The organism is Cupriavidus sp. FW305-27 (genome assembly GCF_058787995.1).
The window spans coordinates 56,260-74,454 of record NZ_JBYTAG010000010.1; the positions used below are offsets into that span (position 1 = coordinate 56,260).

Sequence of the window (18,195 nt, forward strand, 5' to 3'; positions counted from 1 at the left end):
GGCACTGCCATGGTGCAATGCAATAATCGTCCCGCTCCCCATGGCTCATGACCGTCAGACGCGGTCTCCGGCAAGCGCCGGAGACCGCGTTGTCGTATCCGGACGCCGTGCGCAGTGATTGCCCTGAAGTGGGGTTCTAGGAGAAAACCCAGTTGTATTGCGGCGGATGCTGCGCAATACTGTTTCACCAGTGGGGGTTTTATCTCTAGAATCCCGCTTTCTCTTCATGGTCAAGGAGATGTTATGAATTTCGCCAAGCTGGCTGCCCTGATGATTGCCGGGGGCGTGATGTGCGGGACGGCACAGGCAGCTGAACAACTGACGGGCACGCTGAAGAAGATCAAGGACACCGGCGTCATCACGCTGGGCGTGCGCGAGTCGTCGATTCCGTTCAATTACAACCTGGGCGGCGTGCGTCAGGTTGGCTATTCCTACGATATCAACATGAAGATCGTGGAAGCCATCAAGGACCAGCTCAAGCTGCCGAACCTGCAGGTCAAGGAAATCCCGATCACCTCGCAGAACCGCATCACGCTGCTGCAGAACGGCACCATCGACATCGAGTGCGGCTCCACCACCAACAACCTGGAGCGCCAGAAGCAGGTTGGGTTCACCAACTCCATCTTCATCATCGGCACGCGCATCATGGTGAAGAAGGACGCCGGCATCAAGGACTGGGCCGACCTGAAGGGCAAGAACGTCGTCACCACCGCCGGCACCACGTCGGAGCGCCTGCTGCGCAAGATGAACGACGACCAGAAGCTGGGCGTGAACATCATCAGCACCAAGGACCATGGCCAGTCGTTCCTGACGCTGGAATCGGGCCGCGCGGTCGCGTTCATGATGGACGACGCGCTGCTGTACGGCGAGCGCGCCAAGGCCAAGAACCCGGCCGACTGGATCGTGGTGGGCAAGCCGCAATCGCGCGAGTCCTATGGCTGTATGATCCGCAAGGACGATCCGCAGTTCAAGAAGCTGTCCGATACCGTGATCTCCGGCATGATGAAGGACGGTTCGATCAACACCCTGTACACCAAGTGGTTCATGACGCCGGTGCCGCCGAAGGGCCTCAACCTGGACTTCCCGCTGTCCGAAGACATGAAGGCGTTGTTCAAGACGCCGAACGACAAGGCGCTGGACTGACCTGCCGTTGACAGCAGTGTGAAACGGAAGGCATGTCCTTCCGTTTCTTTTTGAGGACGCAACATGAACTACAACTGGCATTGGGCAGTTTTCCTCGAACAGGCCGCCCAGAACGAGACCTACCTGGACTGGATGATCTCGGGCCTGAAGGTAACGCTCGCCCTGGGACTCTCGTCCTGGGTCATCGCCCTGGTCATCGGTTCGGTGCTCGGCGTGCTGCGCACCGTGCCCAACAAGTGGCTGGCGGGCATCGCCGCCACCTATGTGGAAATCTTCCGCAACATCCCGCTGCTGGTGCAGCTGTTCATCTGGTATTTCGTCGCGCCCGAGCTGCTGCCCGGTGGCGAGGCGATCAAGCAGATGAACCCGTTCGCGCAGCAGTTCCTGGCCGCCATGCTGTGCCTGGGCACCTTCACCGCCGCGCGGGTCTGCGAGCAGGTGCGCTCGGGCATCAACTCGCTGGCGCGCGGGCAGAAGAATGCCGGCCTGGCGATGGGCTTCACGCTGCCGCAGACGTACCGCCACGTGCTGCTGCCGATGGCGTTCCGCGTGATCGTGCCGCCGCTGACTTCCGAATTCCTGAACATCTTCAAGAATTCGGCGGTGGCTTCGACCATCGGCCTGCTGGAACTGGCGGCGCAGGGCCGGCAACTGGTGGACTACACCGCGCGCCCGTATGAATCGTTCATCGCGGTCACGCTGATGTACGCGCTGATCAACGTGACGGTGATGCTGATCATGCGCTGGGTGGAAGCCCGCACGCGCGTGCCCGGCTTTATCGGCGGCAAGTAAGGGGGCGCCATGGCTTATTCCTTCGATTTCACTTCCATCACCCCTGCCACGCTCGAGGTCCTGGGCGAGGGCATGATGGTCTCGCTCAAGATCACCGTCACCGCGGTGGTGGTGGGCATCGTCTGGGGCACCATCCTGGCGATGATGCGGCTGTCGTCGTTCAGGCTGCTGAACTGGTTTGCGCAGGGGTACGTGACCATCTTCCGCTCCATCCCGCTGGTGATGGTGCTGTTGTGGTTCTTCCTGATCATTCCGCAGGTGCTGCAGAACCTGTTCAACCTGTCGCCGGCGACCGACCTGCGCATGACGTCCGCGCTGGTGGCCTTTGCGCTGTTCGAGGCCGCGTACTACTCGGAAATCATCCGCGCGGGCATCCAGAGCGTGTCGCGCGGGCAGATGTTCGCGGCGCAGGCGCTGGGCATGACCTATGGCCAGTCGATGCGGCTGGTGATCCTGCCGCAGGCGTTCCGCAACATGGTGCCGCTGCTGCTGACCCAGGGCATCATCCTGTTCCAGGATACGTCGCTGGTCTACGTCAGCGCGCTGGCCGACTTCTTCGGCCAGGCCTACGGCATCGGCGAACGTGACGGCCGCATCGTCGAGATGCTGCTGTTCGCCGGCGTGGTGTACTTCGTTATCTGCTTCTCCGCTTCGCTGCTGGTCAAGCGTTACCAGAAAAAGGTGGCTGTATGATCGAAATCAACAATGTCTCCAAGTGGTACGGCGCCTTCCAGGTGCTGACCGACTGCACCACCAAGGTCGCCAAGGGTGAAGTGGTGGTGGTGTGCGGCCCGTCCGGGTCGGGCAAGTCCACGCTGATCAAGACCGTCAACGCGCTTGAGCCGTTCCAGAAGGGCGATATCCTGGTCGACGGCACCTCGGTGGGCAATCCCAAGACCAACCTGCCCAAGCTGCGCTCGCGCGTGGGCATGGTGTTCCAGAACTTCGAGCTGTTCCCGCACCTGTCGATCACCGAGAACCTGACCATCGCGCAGATGAAGGTGCTCGGCCGCTCCAAGGACGAGGCGATGGCCAAGGGCCTGAAGTACCTGGACCGCGTGGGCCTGAAGAGCCAGGCGGAGAAGTACCCCGGCCAGCTGTCGGGCGGCCAGCAGCAGCGCGTGGCGATCGCCCGTGCGCTGTCGATGGACCCGATCTGCATGCTGTTCGACGAGCCGACTTCGGCGCTGGACCCGGAGATGGTCAACGAAGTGCTGGACGTGATGGTGCAGCTGGCGCAGGAAGGCATGACCATGATGTGCGTGACCCACGAAATGGGCTTCGCGCGCAAGGTGGCCAACCGCGTGATCTTCATGGACCAGGGCAAGATCGTCGAGGACTGCGAGAAGGAGGAGTTCTTCGGCAATATCGAACACCGCTCCGAGCGCGCCAGGCAGTTCCTGTCGAAGATCCTGCATCATTGACCGGCCTGGCAGGGCAAGCAAAAAGGGACGCCTCGGCGTCCCTTTTTTCGTTCCCGATGGCTCAGGTGCAGGCCGTGTTGGCCGCGTTCTTCGCCTGCACTTCAGGCGGGATCGGCACCGTCAGCGTCATGGTCGGGTGCCCGTCCTCGAACATGATCAGCTCGCCCGGGGCGAAGCGGGTCCAGGTCTCGTTGTCGGTCAGCGGCTGGGTGGCGATCACCGCCACGCGGTCGTCCGGTGTGGTGACCTGGGCGAAGTCGATCGACAGGTCGGCGTCGATCAGGTGCGCGGTCGAGAACGGCCACTGCCGCACGATGTAGTACAGGTGCGTGGAGCAGTGCGCGAACTGGGCCTGGCCGTTGCACAGCAGGTAGTTGAACACGCCATGCAGCGTGATCTCGCGGGTGATGTCGGCCAGCGCATGGCACAGCTCGTTCAGCGGCGGCTGCGAACCCGGGAAGCGCTTGCGCAGGCCCTGCATCAGCGTGCAGAAGGCCAGTTCGCTGTCGGTATCGCCCACTGGCTGGTAGACGCCGGACAGGAACGGGGTGAAGCCCTTCAGGTCGCCGTTATGGGCAAAGATCCAGTGGCGGCCCCACAGCTCGCGCATGAAGGGGTGGCAGTTCTCCAGCAGCACGGTGCCCTGCGTGGCCTTGCGGATATGCGAGATGACGTTCTTGGACTTGATCGGGTAGCGCTTGATCAGGTCTGCCACCGGCGAGGTGCCGGCGGACTGGTTGTCGATAAACAGGCGGCAGGCCTTGTCCTCGAAGAAGGCCACACCGAAGCCGTCGGCGTGATGGTCGGTCAGGCCACCACGCGCGGCAAAGCCGGTGAAGGAGAACGTCACGTCGGTCGGCGTGGCGCAGTTCATGCCTAGCAGCTGGCACATATCGGGGCACCGGTCGGCAGCGGGCTGCCGCTTTGCAATAGAATGCAGACATTATCCCGCGCACCCGGGCCGCTGCCAAGCAGCGTCGGCCGGCCGCGCGCGGCGACCGGCCATCCTGCACGTATCTCCCCAATAACCATGCGCCAATACAAGATCGCCGTGATTCCCGGAGACGGAATCGGCACGGAAGTCATGCCCGAGGGCATCCGCGTGATGGACGCCGCGGCGCGGCGCTTCGGCATCGACTTCCAGTGGGACCACTTCGACTTTTCCAGCTGCGACTACTACGCCCGCCACGGCAAGATGCTGCCGGACGACTGGTTCGACACGCTGGTCAAGTACGACGCCATCTACTTCGGCGCGGTGGGCTGGCCTGATGCCGTGCCTGACCACGTCTCGCTGTGGGGTTCGCTGCTGCAGTTCCGGCGCTCGTTCGACCAGTACGTGAACCTGCGCCCGGTGCGGCTGATGCCCGGCATCAGGAGCCCGCTGGCCGGCCGCCAGCCTGGCGATATCGACTTTTATGTGGTGCGCGAGAACACCGAGGGTGAATACTCCAGCATCGGCGGGCGCATGTTCCCGGGCACCGAGCGCGAGATCGTGGTGCAGGAAACCGTGATGAGCCGCACCGGCGTCGACCGCATCCTGAAGTTTGCCTTCGAGTTGGCACAGAAGCGGCCGAAGAAGCACCTGACGTCGGCGACCAAGTCCAATGGCATCTCGATCACCATGCCGTACTGGGACGAGCGCGTCGAGGCGATGGCGGCCAGCTACCCCGGCATCAAGGTCGACAAGTACCACATCGACATCCTGACCGCGCATTTCGTCCAGCATCCGGACTGGTTCGACGTTGTGGTGGCCAGCAACCTGTTCGGCGACATCCTGTCCGACCTGGGCCCGGCTTGCACCGGCACCATCGGCATCGCGCCGTCGGGCAATATCAACCCCGACCGCACCTTTCCCAGCCTGTTCGAGCCGGTGCACGGCTCGGCCCCGGATATTGCCGGGCGCGGCGTGGCCAACCCGATCGGCCAGATCTGGTGCGGCGCCATGATGCTGGAGCACCTGGGCCATGAAGCAGCCGGCGCCGCCGTACTGGGCGCGATCGAAAAGGTGCTGGCCGCGGGCCCCGAACACGCGCCGCTGACGCGCGACATCGGCGGCAAGGCCGGCACTGCCGACCTGGGCCTGGCTATCGCGGAGGCGCTGTGAGCGCGGCGGTCGCGGGCGATCCCCGCGCCTTGCTGCTGGACAGCTTCCACGCGGCGGTGGCGGCGGCCGATCCGCTGCAGATCGTGGCGCAGCACCTGCCACCCCCGCACGCGGGCGGCCGCACGCTGGTGGTGGGCGCGGGCAAGGCCGCGGCGTCGATGGCCGCGGCGGTCGAGCGTGCCTACGCTGGCAAGGCCACGCTGGAGGGGCTGGTGGTCACGCGCTACGCCCACGGGCTGCCGACCGACCATATCCGCGTGATCGAGGCCGGCCATCCGGTGCCCGACGAGGCCGGCGAGCAGGCCGCCGCCGATATCCTGGCCAGCGTGCAGTCGCTGACGCCGCAGGACCGGCTGCTGGTGCTGGTGTCAGGCGGCGGCTCCAGCCTGCTGTCGCTGCCGGCCGAAGGCATCCCGATGGCTGACCTGAAGGCCGCCACTCGGGAACTGCTGCGCTGTGGCGCGCCGATCACCGAGATGAATATCGTGCGCAAGCATGTCTCGCGCATCCAGGGCGGGCGGCTGGCGCAGGCAAGCCGTGCGCCGGTGACCACGCTGATCGTCTCGGACGTGGCCGGCGACGATCCCAGCGCGATCGCCTCGGGCCCGACCGTGGCCGACCCGAGCACCTTTGCCGATGCGCTGGAGATCCTGCGCCGCTGGGGCGCGCAGGTGCCGGCCAGCGTGCAGGCACACCTGGAGCGCGGCGCCTGCGGCGACGTGCCGGAGACGCCCAAGCCGGGCGATGCGCTGTTCGCCCGGGTCGACCACCGCATGATCGCCACTGCCCATGGCAGCCTGCAGGCGGCCGCGGCGCTGTTCCGCGAACGCGGCATCACCCCGGTGGTGCTGGGCGATACCGTGACCGGCGAAGCGCGCGAAGTGGCCCGCGTCTACGCCGCGCTGGTGCGCGAGATTCGCGCGTACAATGCGCCGTTTGCCGCGCCCGTGGCGCTGATTTCCGGAGGTGAGTGCACGGTCACTTTGCCTGCCGGCGGTGGCGCCACGAAGGCACGGGGCGGGCGTTGCTCCGAATTCCTGCTGTCGCTGGCGGTCGAGCTTGACGGCATGCCCGGCGTGCATGCGATCGCGGCCGACACCGACGGCATCGACGGTTCGGAAGACAATGCCGGTGCGCTGGCCGATCCGACCACGCTGGCGCGCGCCGCGGCCGCCGGCCTGCCGGGACTGCGCCAGCTGGACGCGCACGACGCCTGGGGCCTGTTCGATGCCATCGGCGACCTGGTAGTCACCGGCCCGACGCGCACCAATGTGAACGACTACCGCGCCATCCTGATTCTCTGATTTCGACGAACGCCAGCCGCCGCCGCGGCAGGCCCAAGCTAGCCATGACCCAGAAGCTCACCATCACCCGCCCGGACGACTGGCACCTGCACCTGCGCGACGGCGCGGCCCTGGCCGCCGTGCTGCCCGACACCGCGCGCCAGTTCGCACGCGCCATCATCATGCCCAACCTGAAGCCGCCCGTGACCACGGTGGCGCAGGCGCAGGCCTACCGTGCCCGCATCCTGGCGGCGCTGCCGGCCGGCCTGCAGTTCGAGCCGCTGATGACGCTGTACCTGACAGACAACACCACGGCCGAAGAGATCGCCGCGGCCAAGGCCAGCGGCTTTGTGCACGGCGTCAAGCTGTACCCGGCCGGCGCCACCACCAACAGCGACGCCGGCGTGACCGATATCCGCCGCTGCTACCCGGCGCTGGAAGCGATGCAGCGCGCGGGCCTGCCGCTGCTGGTGCATGGCGAGGTGACCGACCCCAGCATCGACATCTTCGATCGCGAAGCCGTCTTTATCGACCGCGTGATGACGCCGCTGCGCCGCGACATGCCCGAGCTGAAGGTGGTGTTCGAGCACATCACCACCAAGGATGCGGCCGAATACGTGCGCGACGCCAGCGGCCCGGTCGGCGCCACCATCACCGCGCACCACCTGCTCTACAACCGCAACGCCATCTTCACCGGCGGCATCCGCCCGCACTACTACTGCCTGCCGGTGCTCAAGCGCGAGACCCATCGCGAGGCCCTGGTGGCGGCCGCGGTCTCGGGCAGCCCGCGCTTTTTCCTGGGCACCGACAGCGCGCCGCACGCGCGCGGGCTGAAGGAGCACGCCTGCGGCTGCGCCGGCTGCTATACCGCGCTGCACGCGATGGAGCTGTATGCCGAGGCCTTCGACGCCGCTGGCGCGCTGGACAAGCTGGAAGCCTTTGCCAGCTTCAACGGCCCGGCCTTCTACGGCCTGCCGCGCAACACCGGCACGCTGACGCTGGAGCGCGAGGACTGGGAACTGCCGGCCGAGCTGCCCTATGGCGACACCACGCTGGTGCCGCTGCGCGGCGGCGAGACGCTGCGCTGGAAGGCCCGCTAAACCCTGCTGCGGCCTTGCCCATGCAGGCGCAAGCGGGCGACGAGCCCTTCGTCGCCGCGCTGGCCGGGATCGACTGGTCCCGGCCGTGGTTCCAGCTGTTTGCTGCGCAGGGTGCCGCGCTCGCTGCGGCGGTGCAGGGCGGCGCCGATCTGCGCGCGCTGCTAAGTGCGCATGCAGCCCAACTCCGCCTGTGCAATGCCCGCGGCCTGCCGCTGCGTTTCATTGCCCAGCATGCCTTGCCGGAAGGCAGCGCCTATGAGGCGCATATCCATGCCACCGGCGAGATCCCGACCCGCGACAATCTCCACGATTTCTTCAACGCGCTGACCTGGCTGCATTTCCCGCAAGCCAAGCGCGTGCTCAACCAGATCCAGGCCGAGGTCATTGCGCGCGAAGGCGTGCAGACCACGCGCGGCAGCGTGCGCGATGCGGCGACCCTGTTCGACGAAAATGCGGTGCTGTTTGTCAGCACCGACCAGGACCTGGCGGATGCGCTCAAGGGGTTTGCGTGGCAGCGGCTGCTGGTCGAATCCAGGCCGGCGTGGGGCAGGGCCTGCACGGTGGTGCCGTTCGGCCATGCGCTACTCGAAAAACTGGTGCAGCCGTACAAGTCGGTCACTGCCCATGCATGGGTGCTGCCGCTGGCGCCGCAGCAGGCGGCAGGCCCGTGGCTGGACGTCATGCTGGCGCAATCCCTTGCCGCTGCGGCCCAGGCTGGCGCGCTGCGCGGCGGGCGCAGTTTTGCGCCGCTGCCGGTGATGGGCATTCCGGGCTGGTGCGACGATAATGCCGAACCTGGCTTCTACGCCGATACCTCTGTGTTCCGCCCAGGACGGCGCGCCGGCTGAAGGCGCCGCCAATCGGTGTTAGACTGCGGGCCGCAAAGCAGGCCAGGCAACCGCTGCCTGCACCGCAAGGTGCAGGGGGAGGAAAGTCCGGACTCCACAGGGCAGGGTGTTGGCTAACAGCCATCCACGGCAACGTGCGGAATAGGGCCACAGAGACGAGTCTTGCCGCCGGGTTCGCCCGGCGGGAAGGGTGAAACGCGGTAACCTCCACCTGGAGCAATCCCAAATAGGCAGGCGATGAAGCGGCCCGCTGAGTCTGCGGGTAGGGAGCTGGAGCCGGCTGGTAACAGCCGGCCTAGAGGAATGGTTGTCACGCACCGTTTGCCGCAAGGCGGGCGGGGCGCACAGAATCCGGCTTATCGGCCTGCTTTGCTTCTTCTGCCGGCATGACCCGGCGCCACCACGGCGTACCGGGTCTGCATCTTCCTTTCAGGCTTCGACGATTTCCATCGTGTGCGTGATCTCGGCCGTCTTGGCCAGCATGATCGACGCCGAGCAGTACTTTTCGTGCGACAGCTTGATGGCACGCTCGACCGTGGCGGGGTTGAGATTCTTGCCGGTCACCACAAAATGGAAGTTGATGCGGGTGAAGACTTTGGGGTCCTCGCCGGCGCGCTCGGCCTGCAGCTGCACGCTGCAGCCGGAAACGTCCTGGCGGCCGCGCTTGAGGATCAGCACCACGTCATAGGCGGTGCAGCCGCCGGTGCCGAGCAGCACCATCTCCATCGGCCGCGGTGCCAGGTTATGGCCGCCGCCGTCGGGCGCACCGTCCATCGCCACGATATGGCCGCTGCCGGTCTGGGCCACGAAGCTCATGCCGTCGGCACCCATCCATGTCACTTTGCATTCCATTTTGTTCGTTCCTGTCGTTTATATTGTGTGCTTCCGATCACAGGCGCATGATCTCGAATCTTGCAATTCTCAGTATATGGCATCGCCCGGCTTGGGTTGCTGACGCCCAAATCCCTATGAAATCTGAGGGTTTCCTCTAGTATGACAGCTCAATGACATACCTTGATTTTTCGTAAGTCATTGATTTCTAATCGAAATGCCCTGTCTGGTGCGTCACGTTTTTCTTTCCGCAATACGAAATTGAATTTCGCAGTACAAATTTTCCTTGCACTGGGGAAAACCCCATGTATAATTTGAATCATTGAACGACGGCACTGACAGCGCGCCAGAGTGCGAAAGCGAAGCCCCAGGGCAAGCCGCACCGCCCGCCAGTCCCTCCGTCGATCTCCCAGTGTCTCCTCCACCCTCCTCCTTTGGTGGATTCAAACCCAAGCTCAACCGCTTGGGTTTTTTTTCGCCCCTGCGTTCTGGCGCGCTAAGCACTGAAAAGCGCGCGACGCTGCCCTGGTTTGGGCCCGCGATGGCGGCGACCTTGACGAAAAGGTCAGTCTTTGCTTGTGCGGTTCCGGTAGCCGCCAGTATAATGGAAGGCTTTCCGTCATACCCGCGGAAGAAAGAGCAGGATCAGGCCAGCCTTCACGGGCCAGCCACAAGACTTGCAGGGGCGAGTACAAGCCTTCGCGAGTCGGATTTCGGGTACGAACTAATAGTCAGGAAAAATCATGAAGACCTTTTCCGCCAAGCCTCATGAGGTAAAGCGCGACTGGTACGTGATTGACGCGACGGACAAAGTCCTCGGCCGTGTCGCCAGCGAAGTGGCACGCCGTCTGCGCGGCAAGCACAAGCCGGAATTCACTCCGCACGTCGACACGGGTGATTACATCATCATCGTCAATGCAGCCAAGCTGCGTGTCACGGGTACCAAGGAAACGGACAAGAAGTACTATCGCCATTCGGGCTACCCGGGCGGTATCTACGAAACGACGTTCGGCAAGATGCAGCAGCGTTTCCCGGGCCGTGCCCTGGAAAAGGCTGTCAAGGGCATGCTGCCGAAGGGTCCGCTGGGCTACGCGATGATCAAGAAGCTGAAGGTTTACGCCGAAGCCGAGCATCCGCATGAAGCGCAGCAGCCCAAGGCGCTGGAAATCTAAGGAGGCCAATCCATGATCGGTAACTGGAATTACGGTACTGGCCGCCGCAAGAGCGCTGTGGCTCGTGTCTTCATCAAGTCGGGCAAGGGCGATATCATCGTCAACGGCAAGCCCATCAAAGAGTATTTCGCTCGCGAAACCTCGCTGATGATCGTGCGCCAGCCCCTGGAACTGACCGCTCACGCTGAAACGTTCGACATCAAGGTCAACGTGACCGGCGGTGGCGAAACCGGCCAGGCCGGCGCAGTGCGCCACGGCATCACCCGCGCCCTGATCGACTACGATGCGACCCTGAAGTCGGCCCTGTCGAAGGCTGGCTACGTCACGCGCGATGCACGTGAAGTCGAGCGTAAGAAGGTCGGCTTCCACAAGGCGCGTCGTCGCAAGCAGTTCTCGAAGCGCTGATGCGTTTTCGCAGGTCCGGTACTGCCGGATCTTGCGAGACCAAAGAAACCGCACGCTGGCCGTGCGGTTTTTTTTCGCCTGCAGGGTACGGAAATACTCTGGCCTGCCGAAAAAGCGATTGGGCAGCCATACTTTTGTGGGGTATGGGCTGCGCGCGGCTACAATCACGCCCTGTCGCCATCGGCAAGTGCTGCTTGCCGGCGCGAATGCGCCACGGCCGGAGGGTTCGGCACGAACGAGAGAGGAGTGAGAGTGATGCTGTTTTCGAAAAAGAAGGGCCTTTCGATCGATACTCTGATCGGCGAAGACACCGCCGTCGACGGCGACCTGGTATTTGCGGGCGGCCTGCGCCTGGACGGCCGCGTGCGCGGCAACGTCACTGCGGCGCCGGGCAAGCCGAGCATGCTGGTGGTCAGCGAAAAAGGCATGGTCGAGGGCGAGATCAGCGTCGGCCACCTGGTGCTCAACGGCACCGTCAAGGGCCCGGTGCAGGCCACCGACCTGCTCGAACTGCAGCCGCATGCCCGCGTGCTGGGCGACGTGCGCTATGCGGCGCTGGAAATGCACCAGGGCGCGCTGGTCGAAGGCCGCCTGATGCCGCTGGTGCAAGGCGAGATCAAGGCGCTGCCGAACCTGGTCGAGGCGGCGCCGGCGGTCGAAGTGACGGAAGCGGCGGACGAGGCTGCTGTCACGGACCGCGCAACGCCCGCTGCCGACACCCAACCCACTGAAAAGGCCGCCTGAGCGGCACCCGCCATGCCGGGAACCCCTTGAAAACACAGGGTTTCGGCACGATCTTTCAGTAGCGCTTAGAATACAGGCGTATCTAAACAGGAGAACCCCCCATGAACGCAGTCGCAGAGGCACCCGTTACCGAGGACGTGCCGGCACCGTTCGTCTTTACCGACAGCGCCGCCGACAAGGTCAAGCAGTTGATCGAGGAAGAGGGCAATGCCGAACTGAAACTGCGCGTGTTCGTGCAGGGCGGCGGCTGCTCCGGCTTCCAGTATGGCTTCACCTTCGATGAGGAAGTCAACGAAGACGACACCACCATGGTCAAGAACGGCGTCACCCTGCTGATCGACTCGATGAGCTACCAGTACCTGGTCGGCGCCGAGATCGACTACAAGGAAGACATCAACGGCGCGCAGTTCGTGATCAAGAACCCGAATGCCTCGACCACCTGCGGTTGCGGCTCGTCGTTCTCGGTCTGACCGGCACCGGCCCAGAAAAAAACGCACCTTCGGGTGCGTTTTTTCTTTTCCACGATGGCTTACCGCGCGGCGCGCCAGACCACGGGAAACCAGTCTTCGCGCATGCGCTCGCCGGTCTGCTGATCGATGCCGGGAAAGGGTGGTGAGGTGCGCCCGGGCCGCTGCATGAAGCGCACGTCGTCGCCCAGGAAGCGCGCCGAGAACGCTCGCCGGCGCCCGCTGCCGCTATTGCCGGCAGCGCCATGCACGGTACGGAAGTCGAACACCACGGCATCGCCTGGCTCCAGTTCCGGTGCGAGCAGGGTGTAGCTGCCGTCTTCCACGTCCGGCATCTCCATGAAGGCGTCGTTACCTCCATAGAAGTTCTCGTTGCTGGCCCAGCGCTTGGGCCGCACCAGCCGCGCCCAGCGGTGCGAGCCGGCCACCACGCTCAGGGTATTGGCCTGCGTCACCGGGTCCAGCGGGATCCAGTAGCTCGCGGTCTGGGTGCCGTCGACACAGTAGTAGGGCAGGTCCTGGTGCCACGGCGTGGGCTTGGCCGTGCCGGGCTCCTTGACCAGGATGTGTTCGTGGAACACCTGCACCGCCTGCGACTGCATGATGCGCCCGGCAATGGCAGCCGCCGGCGACTGGCGGATAAAGTCATCGAACGGCGTAATGCGCTGCCAGTTGCAGTAGTCCTCGAAGAAGCGCCCGCTTTCGCCGGGCCGTACGTTCTCGATGGCGAAGGGGCCCGGCTCGGCCAGGTTCTGCGCAAAGCCGTCGCGTAGCCGTTCGACCCAGTCGGTGAAAGCGCCGCGCAGCACCAGCACGCCGTCGCGCTGGTAGGTGTCGATGTGTTCCTGGGTGATGTTCATGGCGATATTGTGTGGGGGGCGATGTGCCCAGTATCGCCATGCATTGGGGATAGGAAAAGCATATATTTCCTATGTTGCGATATAGGAAATCATGATCCCCTTCTCTTTCCGCCAGCTCGAATACTTTGTCGCCGCAGCCGAGCACGGCAGCATCAGCGCGGCGGCTCGCGCGCGCCATGTGTCGCAGCCGTCTGTCTCCACCGCGATCGCGCAGCTGGAAGACACTCTGGGCGAGCCTCTCTTCAGGCGCCAGGTCAGCCGTGGGTTGTCGCTGACGCCCGCCGGTCAGCGCCTGCTGGGGCGGGCACGAGACATCCTTGCGCTGGCGGCCGGCCTCACCGTGGACGACGCCACCGGCCGGGGGTTGACCGGCCAGCTCTCGCTGACCTGCTTCCAGGACCTCGGGCCGTACTTTGTGCCACGTCTGCTGGCGGGGCTGCGCCGGCACCATCCGGGCATCTCGGTGACCTTGTTCGAGGCCGACCTGGCGACCGTCCACCGCACGCTGCAGGCGGGCAAGGCCGAACTGGCGCTGACCTATGAACTGGGGCTCGATTCCCGCACCGAGCGCCGCACGCTGGCGGAACTGGCACCCTATGCGCTGCTGCCCGCCGGCCATCCGCTGGCAAGCGGCACCGATGTGAGCCTGGCCGACCTGGCCGGCGAACGGCTGATCCTCGAGGACATCCCGCAGACGCGCGAGTACTTCCTGTCGCTGTTCTGGGCGCATGGCCTGCACCCGGTGCTGCACCAGTACACGCAGACCTTCGAGATGCAACGCGGACTGGTGGCGCACGGCTATGGCGTGGCGCTGTCGTGCACGCGCCCGGCCGGCGACCACAGCTACGACGGCGTGCCGATCGCCTGCCTGCCGCTGCGCGAGCCGGTGACGCCGCAGCGCGTGGTGCTGGCGCGCTCGCCGGCCATGCGGGCCTCGCCGCTGGCACAAGCGTTCATGGATTGGGTGGAGGCGGGCGGCGCGATGCGCCTGCGTTAGCGCGGATAGATCGCGCCCAGCACGCGCGGCCCGGCGGCGCCGGTCACGGTGGGCACGTTGCCGGGCAGGCGCAGCAGGCACTGGCGTGCCAGCCAGGCAAAGGCGATGGCTTCGACCTGCGACACCGGCACGCCGTAGTCATCCGAGGTCTCGATGGCCACGCCGGGCAATGCCTGCGTCAGTCGTGCCATCACGAACGCATTGCGGGCGCCGCCGCCGCAGACGATCAGGCGGCGCGCATCAGGCGCATGGGTGCGCATGTCGCGCGCGATGGCCTCGGCAGTCAGCGCGGCCAGTGTCGCCTGCACATCGGCAGGCGCGAGGTGTTGGAACGAGGCGAGACGGGCTTCGAGCCAGCCCGGATGGAACAGGTCGCGCCCGGTGCTCTTGGGCGGTGCTGCGCTGAAGTAGGGCTCGGCCAGGCACTGCGCCAGCAGCGCGGCGTCGACCCGCCCGCTGGCGGCCCAGTCGCCGTTGCTGTCGAAGGGAAGCCCGCGGTGGCGGCCGACCCAGTAGTCGAGCAGCGCATTGCCCGGGCCGCAGTCAAAGCCGCTGACGGCGCCGCCCGCCGCGGGCAGGATGCTGATATTGGAGATGCCGCCGATATTGCAGGCAACGCGGGTTTCGGCGTCGCTGCCGAACAGCGCATGGTGCAGCGCCGGCACCAGCGGCGCGCCCTGGCCACCGGCGGCGAGGTCGCGGCTGCGGAAGTCCGCCACCACGTCGATGCCGGCGAGCTCGGCCAGATGCGCCGGATGCTGGCTTTGGCGGGTGTAGCCGATGCCGTCGTACAGGCCCGGCCGGTGGCGGATAGTCTGGCCGTGGGCGCCGATGGCGGCCACCGCGGCCGCGTCGACCTGGGCCTCGCTCAGCAGTGCCGCCACGCAGTCGGCGTAGACCTGCGCCAGTGCATTGGCTGCCAGCGCCTCGCGATGGATCTCGTCCTCGCCCGGCTGCTGCAGGGCAGAGAATGCCGCGCGCAGCGTGTCGGGGAAAGGCTGGCTGGCGGCCGCCAGCACGGCGGGCCGCGCGCCGCTGAAATCCACCAGCACTGCGTCGGCACCGTCCATGCTGGTGCCGGACATGATGCCGATATAGCGTTCGCTGCCAGGCGCGGGCTGGGTCACGATGGGCGCGGTCAGTTGGAGGCGGTCAGCACGTTGTAGGTGCGCAGCGCATTGATGCGGCTGAGCAGCCCGCTGGTGTAGGTCAGGAATTCCTGGCGCGACTTGCCGGTCAGCGTTGGCGATTCCATCAGCGTGATGGTCAGCGGGTTCTGCGGCACGTCGTTGAAGCGGAACTCATAGTGCAGGTGCGGGCCGGTGGCCCAGCCGGTCGAGCCGACATAGCCGATCAGCTGGCCCTGGCGCACCGGCTGGCCCTGGCGCATGCCGGCAAAGCCGGACAGGTGCGCGTAGTAGGTCGAGTAGCCGTTGGCGTGGTTCAGGATGACGATATTGCCGTAGCCGTTCTGCTGGCCCACGAACTCGACCACGCCGTCGCCGGTGGCCAGCACCTTGGTGCCGGTCGGGGCGGCGAAGTCCACGCCCTTGTGCTGCGCCCAGTCATGATGCAGCGGATGCTCGCGCCCGCCGAAGCCCGACGACACGCGCGAGAATTCCACCGGCGAACGCAGGAACGGCCGCTTCATGCTGCGCCCGTCGAAGGTGTAGTAGGCGCCGCCGTCCTTGCTGTCTTCGGGCGCGAACCACAGCGCCTGGTGCAGCTGGTTGCGGTTGATCAGCTCCAGTGCGACCACGCGGCCGTTGCGCACGAAGGTGCCGTCGCGGAAGCCCGCTTCGTAGATGATGCGGAAGCGGTCGCCGCTGGCGATGTCGTGGTGGAAGTCGATCACGCCGGAGAAGATCGACAGCATCTGCTGCACGACTTCGTCGGGCACGTTGGCCGCGTCCATGGCCTTGAAGAAACCGCCCGCGGAAATCGCGCCCGAGGCCATCTCATAGTGCACGTCATTGTCGACGCGCTGCACCTTGGCCTTGTAGGTGGCGGCGGTGTTGTCGCTGGCCGCGCGCACGCGTTCGATCACCAGCTCGCGCGAGGCGGCTGCGTCGCCGCCCAGGTTGGCCTGCAGCGACACCAGCGTGTTGCTTTCGTCGATCTCCGCCTGCACCGCCTGGCCGGGGTTCAGGTTGAACAGGCCGCGCGCGGTCGGGTTCTTGACGATGAACGCCTGCGCGTCGGCATCGTCCACGCCCAGCCGCTTGAGCAGGCTGGCGATGGTGTCGCCGCGCTGCATGCGTTCTTCGCGCACGTAGACGGCCTGGCTGTCGGTAAGCTGTTCAAGTTGCTCGCGCACGTCGGGCATGCGCAGCGCCTGCTGCGTGCGCGGTGCGAGCGGATCGTCAAAGGCGCTGCGCGGCGCAACGCCCATCGCCGCGGCCATGCCGAGCGTGAAGATTGCGCCCACCGAGGCCGTCAGTTGTTTGCGCCGCCGCGCGTGCTGGGGGTTGGTCGGATCGACAAGAACCACCAGCTCACGCGCGAAAACTTCGCGGAGTCTGGACCACATCACGTAAAATTCAACCTTGGTCTGAGCACCGCTGCCGGGGACGATGTGTCTCGTCTGCCTTCCTCCCCCGAGGTGCGGCGCGGGCTCTTCACTGTTATTTGGCCGCCTGCACTGCTGCATAAAGTGGCGGGTGGCGCACTGGAAAGGCTTCCGTAGGCGCCGGGAATCGCGGATTATACCAAAATCCGGCCCTGGCGGCTGTCAGGAAATTTCCTAAAATTTCAAGTATTTCAAAGACTTACGTCATGACTGAAGTTGCCACGGGCCCCACGGCCAAATACCCCCTGACGCCGTCGGTGATGCAGGCCCTGGAAGTCTCCAAGCGAGGCTGCGACGAACTGCTGATCGAATCCGAATGGGCGCAGAAGCTGGCGCGCAGCGAGGCCACCGGCGTGCCGCTGCGCATCAAGCTGGGCCTGGATCCGACCGCGCCCGACATCCATATCGGCCATACCGTGGTGCTGAACAAGCTGCGCCAGCTGCAGGACCTCGGCCACCAGGTGATCTTCCTGATCGGCGACTTCACCTCGACCATCGGCGATCCGTCGGGCCGCAACAGCACGCGCCCGCCGCTCACGCGCGAGCAGATCGAGGCCAACGCCCAGACCTACTACCGCCAGGCCAGCCTGGTGCTGGACCCGGCCCGCACCGAGATCCGCTACAACAGCGAGTGGTGCGATCCGCTGGGCGCGCGCGGCATGATCCAGCTGGCGGCCAAGTACACCGTGGCGCGCATGATGGAGCGCGACGACTTCACCAAGCGCTTCCGCTCCGGGATTCCGATCTCCGTGCATGAGTTCCTGTACCCGCTGATGCAGGGCTATGACTCGGTCGCGCTCAAGTCAGACCTGGAGCTCGGCGGCACCGACCAGAAGTTCAACCTGCTGGTCGGGCGCGAGCTGCAGAAGGAATACGGCCAGGAGCCGCAGTGCATCCTGACCATGCCGCTGCTGGTGGGCCTGGACGGCGTCGAGAAGATGTCCAAGTCCAAGGGCAACTACGTCGGCGTGACCGAGGCGCCTAACGAGATGTTCGGCAAGCTGATGAGCATCTCGGACGACCTGATGTGGCAGTACTACACGCTGCTGTCGTTCCGCCCGCTGGCCGAGATCGAGCTGATGAAGCAGGAAATCGCGCTGGGCCGCAATCCGCGCGACTGCAAGGTGCTGCTGGCGCAGGAAATCGTGGCGCGCTTCCACAGCCAGGCCGATGCCGAGAAGGCGCTGGAAGACTTCAACCACCGCGCCCGCGGCGGCGTGCCGGACGATATCCCGGCAGTGAGCCTGACTGGCGCGCCGCTGGGCATCGCGCAGCTGCTCAAGCAGGCCAACCTGGTGCCGTCCACCTCGGAAGCCAACCGCAATATCGAGCAGGGCGGCGTCAAGATCGATGGCGCCACGGTCAGCGACAAGGCCACCAGGGTGGCAGCGGGCACCTATGTCGTGCAGGTGGGCAAGCGCCGTTTCGCGCGCGTGACGCTGGCCTGAGGCGGCCG

19 protein-coding genes and 1 other RNA gene are annotated in these 18,195 nt (G+C 65.4%); 15 read left to right on the plus strand and 5 right to left on the minus strand.

Translation table 11 applies throughout. The annotated features are described in order from the left end of the window. Nucleotides 1-243: 243 nt before the first annotated feature. From AC3WRI_RS06925 to AC3WRI_RS06940, 4 genes are all read left to right on the plus strand, one after another. The gene (locus AC3WRI_RS06925; protein ID WP_010813917.1) at nucleotides 244-1,143 is read left to right on the plus strand and encodes a glutamate/aspartate ABC transporter substrate-binding protein; all 900 of its coding nucleotides are present in this window, start codon (nucleotides 244-246) and stop codon (nucleotides 1,141-1,143) included. 63 nt (nucleotides 1,144-1,206) lie between these two features. Next, the gene (locus AC3WRI_RS06930) at nucleotides 1,207-1,935 is read left to right on the plus strand and encodes an amino acid ABC transporter permease (protein WP_010813916.1); all 729 of its coding nucleotides are present in this window, start codon (nucleotides 1,207-1,209) and stop codon (nucleotides 1,933-1,935) included. A 9-nt stretch (nucleotides 1,936-1,944) separates the two neighbouring features. After that, nucleotides 1,945-2,628 carry a glutamate/aspartate ABC transporter permease GltK gene (gene gltK / locus AC3WRI_RS06935; RefSeq protein WP_010813915.1) on the plus strand — a complete coding sequence of 228 codons (684 nt, stop codon included), beginning with the start codon at nucleotides 1,945-1,947 and terminating at the stop codon, nucleotides 2,626-2,628. After that, the gene (locus AC3WRI_RS06940; RefSeq protein ID WP_010813914.1) at nucleotides 2,625-3,359 is read left to right on the plus strand and encodes an amino acid ABC transporter ATP-binding protein; all 735 of its coding nucleotides are present in this window, start codon (nucleotides 2,625-2,627) and stop codon (nucleotides 3,357-3,359) included. Before gltK ends, AC3WRI_RS06940 begins: the two co-directional genes overlap by 4 nt. A 61-nt stretch (nucleotides 3,360-3,420) precedes the next feature. Here AC3WRI_RS06940 and AC3WRI_RS06945 read toward each other — a convergent pair whose 3' ends face one another. Beyond that, a complete protein-coding gene (locus tag AC3WRI_RS06945) occupies nucleotides 3,421-4,251 on the minus strand; it encodes a class II glutamine amidotransferase (protein ID WP_010813913.1) in 831 nt (276 codons plus the stop codon). A gap of 138 nt (nucleotides 4,252-4,389) precedes the next feature. Here AC3WRI_RS06945 and AC3WRI_RS06950 point away from each other — a divergent pair, with 138 nt between their 5' ends. From AC3WRI_RS06950 to rnpB, 5 genes are all read left to right on the plus strand, one after another. Beyond that, entirely contained in the window at nucleotides 4,390-5,463 is a 1,074-nt protein-coding gene (locus tag AC3WRI_RS06950; RefSeq protein ID WP_010813912.1) for a tartrate dehydrogenase, read from the plus strand. Next, a complete protein-coding gene (locus AC3WRI_RS06955) occupies nucleotides 5,460-6,767 on the plus strand; it encodes a glycerate kinase type-2 family protein (protein ID WP_492292912.1) in 1,308 nt (435 codons plus the stop codon). The genes AC3WRI_RS06950 and AC3WRI_RS06955 overlap by 4 nt, the downstream gene beginning before the upstream one ends. Before the next feature lie 44 nt (nucleotides 6,768-6,811). Further along, nucleotides 6,812-7,846: a dihydroorotase gene (gene pyrC, locus AC3WRI_RS06960; RefSeq protein WP_011614536.1), complete on the plus strand. Its 1,035-nt coding sequence runs from the start codon at nucleotides 6,812-6,814 to the stop codon at nucleotides 7,844-7,846. Nucleotides 7,847-7,866: 20 nt separating this feature from the next. Further along, nucleotides 7,867-8,694 (plus strand): DUF3025 domain-containing protein, encoded by an 828-nt coding sequence (locus AC3WRI_RS06965; protein ID WP_454749232.1) that lies wholly within the window; start codon nucleotides 7,867-7,869, stop codon nucleotides 8,692-8,694. 34 nt (nucleotides 8,695-8,728) lie between these two features. Then, an RNA gene (gene rnpB / locus AC3WRI_RS06970) (RNase P RNA component class A) lies at nucleotides 8,729-9,069 on the plus strand. Nucleotides 9,070-9,123: 54 nt separating this feature from the next. Here rnpB and AC3WRI_RS06975 read toward each other — a convergent pair. Continuing rightward, entirely contained in the window at nucleotides 9,124-9,546 is a 423-nt protein-coding gene (locus AC3WRI_RS06975; protein ID WP_010813908.1) for an OsmC family protein, read from the minus strand. 722 nt (nucleotides 9,547-10,268) lie between these two features. Here AC3WRI_RS06975 and rplM point away from each other — a divergent pair. The 4 genes from rplM (at nucleotide 10,269) to erpA (ending at nucleotide 12,316) form a co-directional block, all read left to right on the plus strand. After that, nucleotides 10,269-10,697, plus strand: a complete 429-nt coding sequence (gene rplM / locus AC3WRI_RS06980; RefSeq protein WP_010813907.1) for a 50S ribosomal protein L13 — start codon at nucleotides 10,269-10,271, stop codon at nucleotides 10,695-10,697. A gap of 12 nt (nucleotides 10,698-10,709) precedes the next feature. Beyond that, complete coding sequence (gene rpsI / locus AC3WRI_RS06985) at nucleotides 10,710-11,102, plus strand: 30S ribosomal protein S9 (RefSeq protein ID WP_010813906.1); 393 nt, start codon at nucleotides 10,710-10,712, stop codon at nucleotides 11,100-11,102. Between the two features lie 255 nt (nucleotides 11,103-11,357). Beyond that, nucleotides 11,358-11,846, plus strand: a complete 489-nt coding sequence (locus AC3WRI_RS06990; protein ID WP_436220829.1) for a bactofilin family protein — start codon at nucleotides 11,358-11,360, stop codon at nucleotides 11,844-11,846. Nucleotides 11,847-11,947: 101 nt separating this feature from the next. After that, the gene (erpA, locus tag AC3WRI_RS06995) at nucleotides 11,948-12,316 is read left to right on the plus strand and encodes an iron-sulfur cluster insertion protein ErpA (RefSeq protein WP_010813904.1); all 369 of its coding nucleotides are present in this window, start codon (nucleotides 11,948-11,950) and stop codon (nucleotides 12,314-12,316) included. A gap of 59 nt (nucleotides 12,317-12,375) precedes the next feature. Here erpA and AC3WRI_RS07000 read toward each other — a convergent pair whose 3' ends face one another. Then, nucleotides 12,376-13,173 (minus strand): phytanoyl-CoA dioxygenase family protein, encoded by a 798-nt coding sequence (locus tag AC3WRI_RS07000; protein ID WP_492292914.1) that lies wholly within the window; start codon nucleotides 13,171-13,173, stop codon nucleotides 12,376-12,378. 91 nt (nucleotides 13,174-13,264) lie between these two features. Here AC3WRI_RS07000 and AC3WRI_RS07005 point away from each other — a divergent pair, with 91 nt between their 5' ends. After that, nucleotides 13,265-14,170, plus strand: a complete 906-nt coding sequence (locus tag AC3WRI_RS07005; RefSeq protein WP_492292916.1) for a LysR substrate-binding domain-containing protein — start codon at nucleotides 13,265-13,267, stop codon at nucleotides 14,168-14,170. Here the strand turns inward: AC3WRI_RS07005 and AC3WRI_RS07010 are convergent. Both AC3WRI_RS07010 and AC3WRI_RS07015 read right to left on the minus strand, forming a co-directional pair. Continuing rightward, nucleotides 14,167-15,297, minus strand: a complete 1,131-nt coding sequence (locus AC3WRI_RS07010) for an anhydro-N-acetylmuramic acid kinase (protein WP_010813901.1) — start codon at nucleotides 15,295-15,297, stop codon at nucleotides 14,167-14,169. The two genes, AC3WRI_RS07005 and AC3WRI_RS07010, sit on opposite strands and share 4 nt — an antisense overlap. Before the next feature lie 11 nt (nucleotides 15,298-15,308). Continuing rightward, nucleotides 15,309-16,700, minus strand: coding sequence for a M23 family metallopeptidase (locus AC3WRI_RS07015; protein WP_011614541.1), 1,392 nt, complete (start codon nucleotides 16,698-16,700; stop codon nucleotides 15,309-15,311). A 245-nt stretch (nucleotides 16,701-16,945) separates the two neighbouring features. On the opposite strand from AC3WRI_RS07015, the gene tyrS reads away from it, so the two are divergent. After that, the gene (tyrS, locus tag AC3WRI_RS07020; protein WP_010813899.1) at nucleotides 16,946-18,187 is read left to right on the plus strand and encodes a tyrosine--tRNA ligase; all 1,242 of its coding nucleotides are present in this window, start codon (nucleotides 16,946-16,948) and stop codon (nucleotides 18,185-18,187) included. Nucleotides 18,188-18,195 lie beyond the last annotated feature (8 nt).

What these genes read in the sequence shown, in the direction of transcription:
- AC3WRI_RS06925 (WP_010813917.1), top strand. Translation starts at nt 244, where the DNA reads ATGAATTTCGCCAAGCTGGCTGCCCTGATGATTGCCGGGGGCGTGATG.
- AC3WRI_RS06930 (WP_010813916.1), top strand. Translation starts at nt 1,207, where the DNA reads ATGAACTACAACTGGCATTGGGCAGTTTTCCTCGAACAGGCCGCCCAG.
- gltK (WP_010813915.1), top strand. Translation starts at nt 1,945, where the DNA reads ATGGCTTATTCCTTCGATTTCACTTCCATCACCCCTGCCACGCTCGAG.
- AC3WRI_RS06940 (WP_010813914.1), top strand. Translation starts at nt 2,625, where the DNA reads ATGATCGAAATCAACAATGTCTCCAAGTGGTACGGCGCCTTCCAGGTG.
- AC3WRI_RS06945 (WP_010813913.1), bottom strand. Translation starts at nt 4,251, where the DNA reads ATGTGCCAGCTGCTAGGCATGAACTGCGCCACGCCGACCGACGTGACG.
- AC3WRI_RS06950 (WP_010813912.1), top strand. Translation starts at nt 4,390, where the DNA reads ATGCGCCAATACAAGATCGCCGTGATTCCCGGAGACGGAATCGGCACG.
- pyrC (WP_011614536.1), top strand. Translation starts at nt 6,812, where the DNA reads ATGACCCAGAAGCTCACCATCACCCGCCCGGACGACTGGCACCTGCAC.
- AC3WRI_RS06965 (WP_454749232.1), top strand. Translation starts at nt 7,867, where the DNA reads ATGCAGGCGCAAGCGGGCGACGAGCCCTTCGTCGCCGCGCTGGCCGGG.
- AC3WRI_RS06975 (WP_010813908.1), bottom strand. Translation starts at nt 9,546, where the DNA reads ATGGAATGCAAAGTGACATGGATGGGTGCCGACGGCATGAGCTTCGTG.
- rplM (WP_010813907.1), top strand. Translation starts at nt 10,269, where the DNA reads ATGAAGACCTTTTCCGCCAAGCCTCATGAGGTAAAGCGCGACTGGTAC.
- rpsI (WP_010813906.1), top strand. Translation starts at nt 10,710, where the DNA reads ATGATCGGTAACTGGAATTACGGTACTGGCCGCCGCAAGAGCGCTGTG.
- AC3WRI_RS06990 (WP_436220829.1), top strand. Translation starts at nt 11,358, where the DNA reads ATGCTGTTTTCGAAAAAGAAGGGCCTTTCGATCGATACTCTGATCGGC.
- erpA (WP_010813904.1), top strand. Translation starts at nt 11,948, where the DNA reads ATGAACGCAGTCGCAGAGGCACCCGTTACCGAGGACGTGCCGGCACCG.
- AC3WRI_RS07000 (WP_492292914.1), bottom strand. Translation starts at nt 13,173, where the DNA reads ATGAACATCACCCAGGAACACATCGACACCTACCAGCGCGACGGCGTG.
- AC3WRI_RS07005 (WP_492292916.1), top strand. Translation starts at nt 13,265, where the DNA reads ATGATCCCCTTCTCTTTCCGCCAGCTCGAATACTTTGTCGCCGCAGCC.
- AC3WRI_RS07015 (WP_011614541.1), bottom strand. Translation starts at nt 16,700, where the DNA reads ATGTGGTCCAGACTCCGCGAAGTTTTCGCGCGTGAGCTGGTGGTTCTT.
- tyrS (WP_010813899.1), top strand. Translation starts at nt 16,946, where the DNA reads ATGACTGAAGTTGCCACGGGCCCCACGGCCAAATACCCCCTGACGCCG.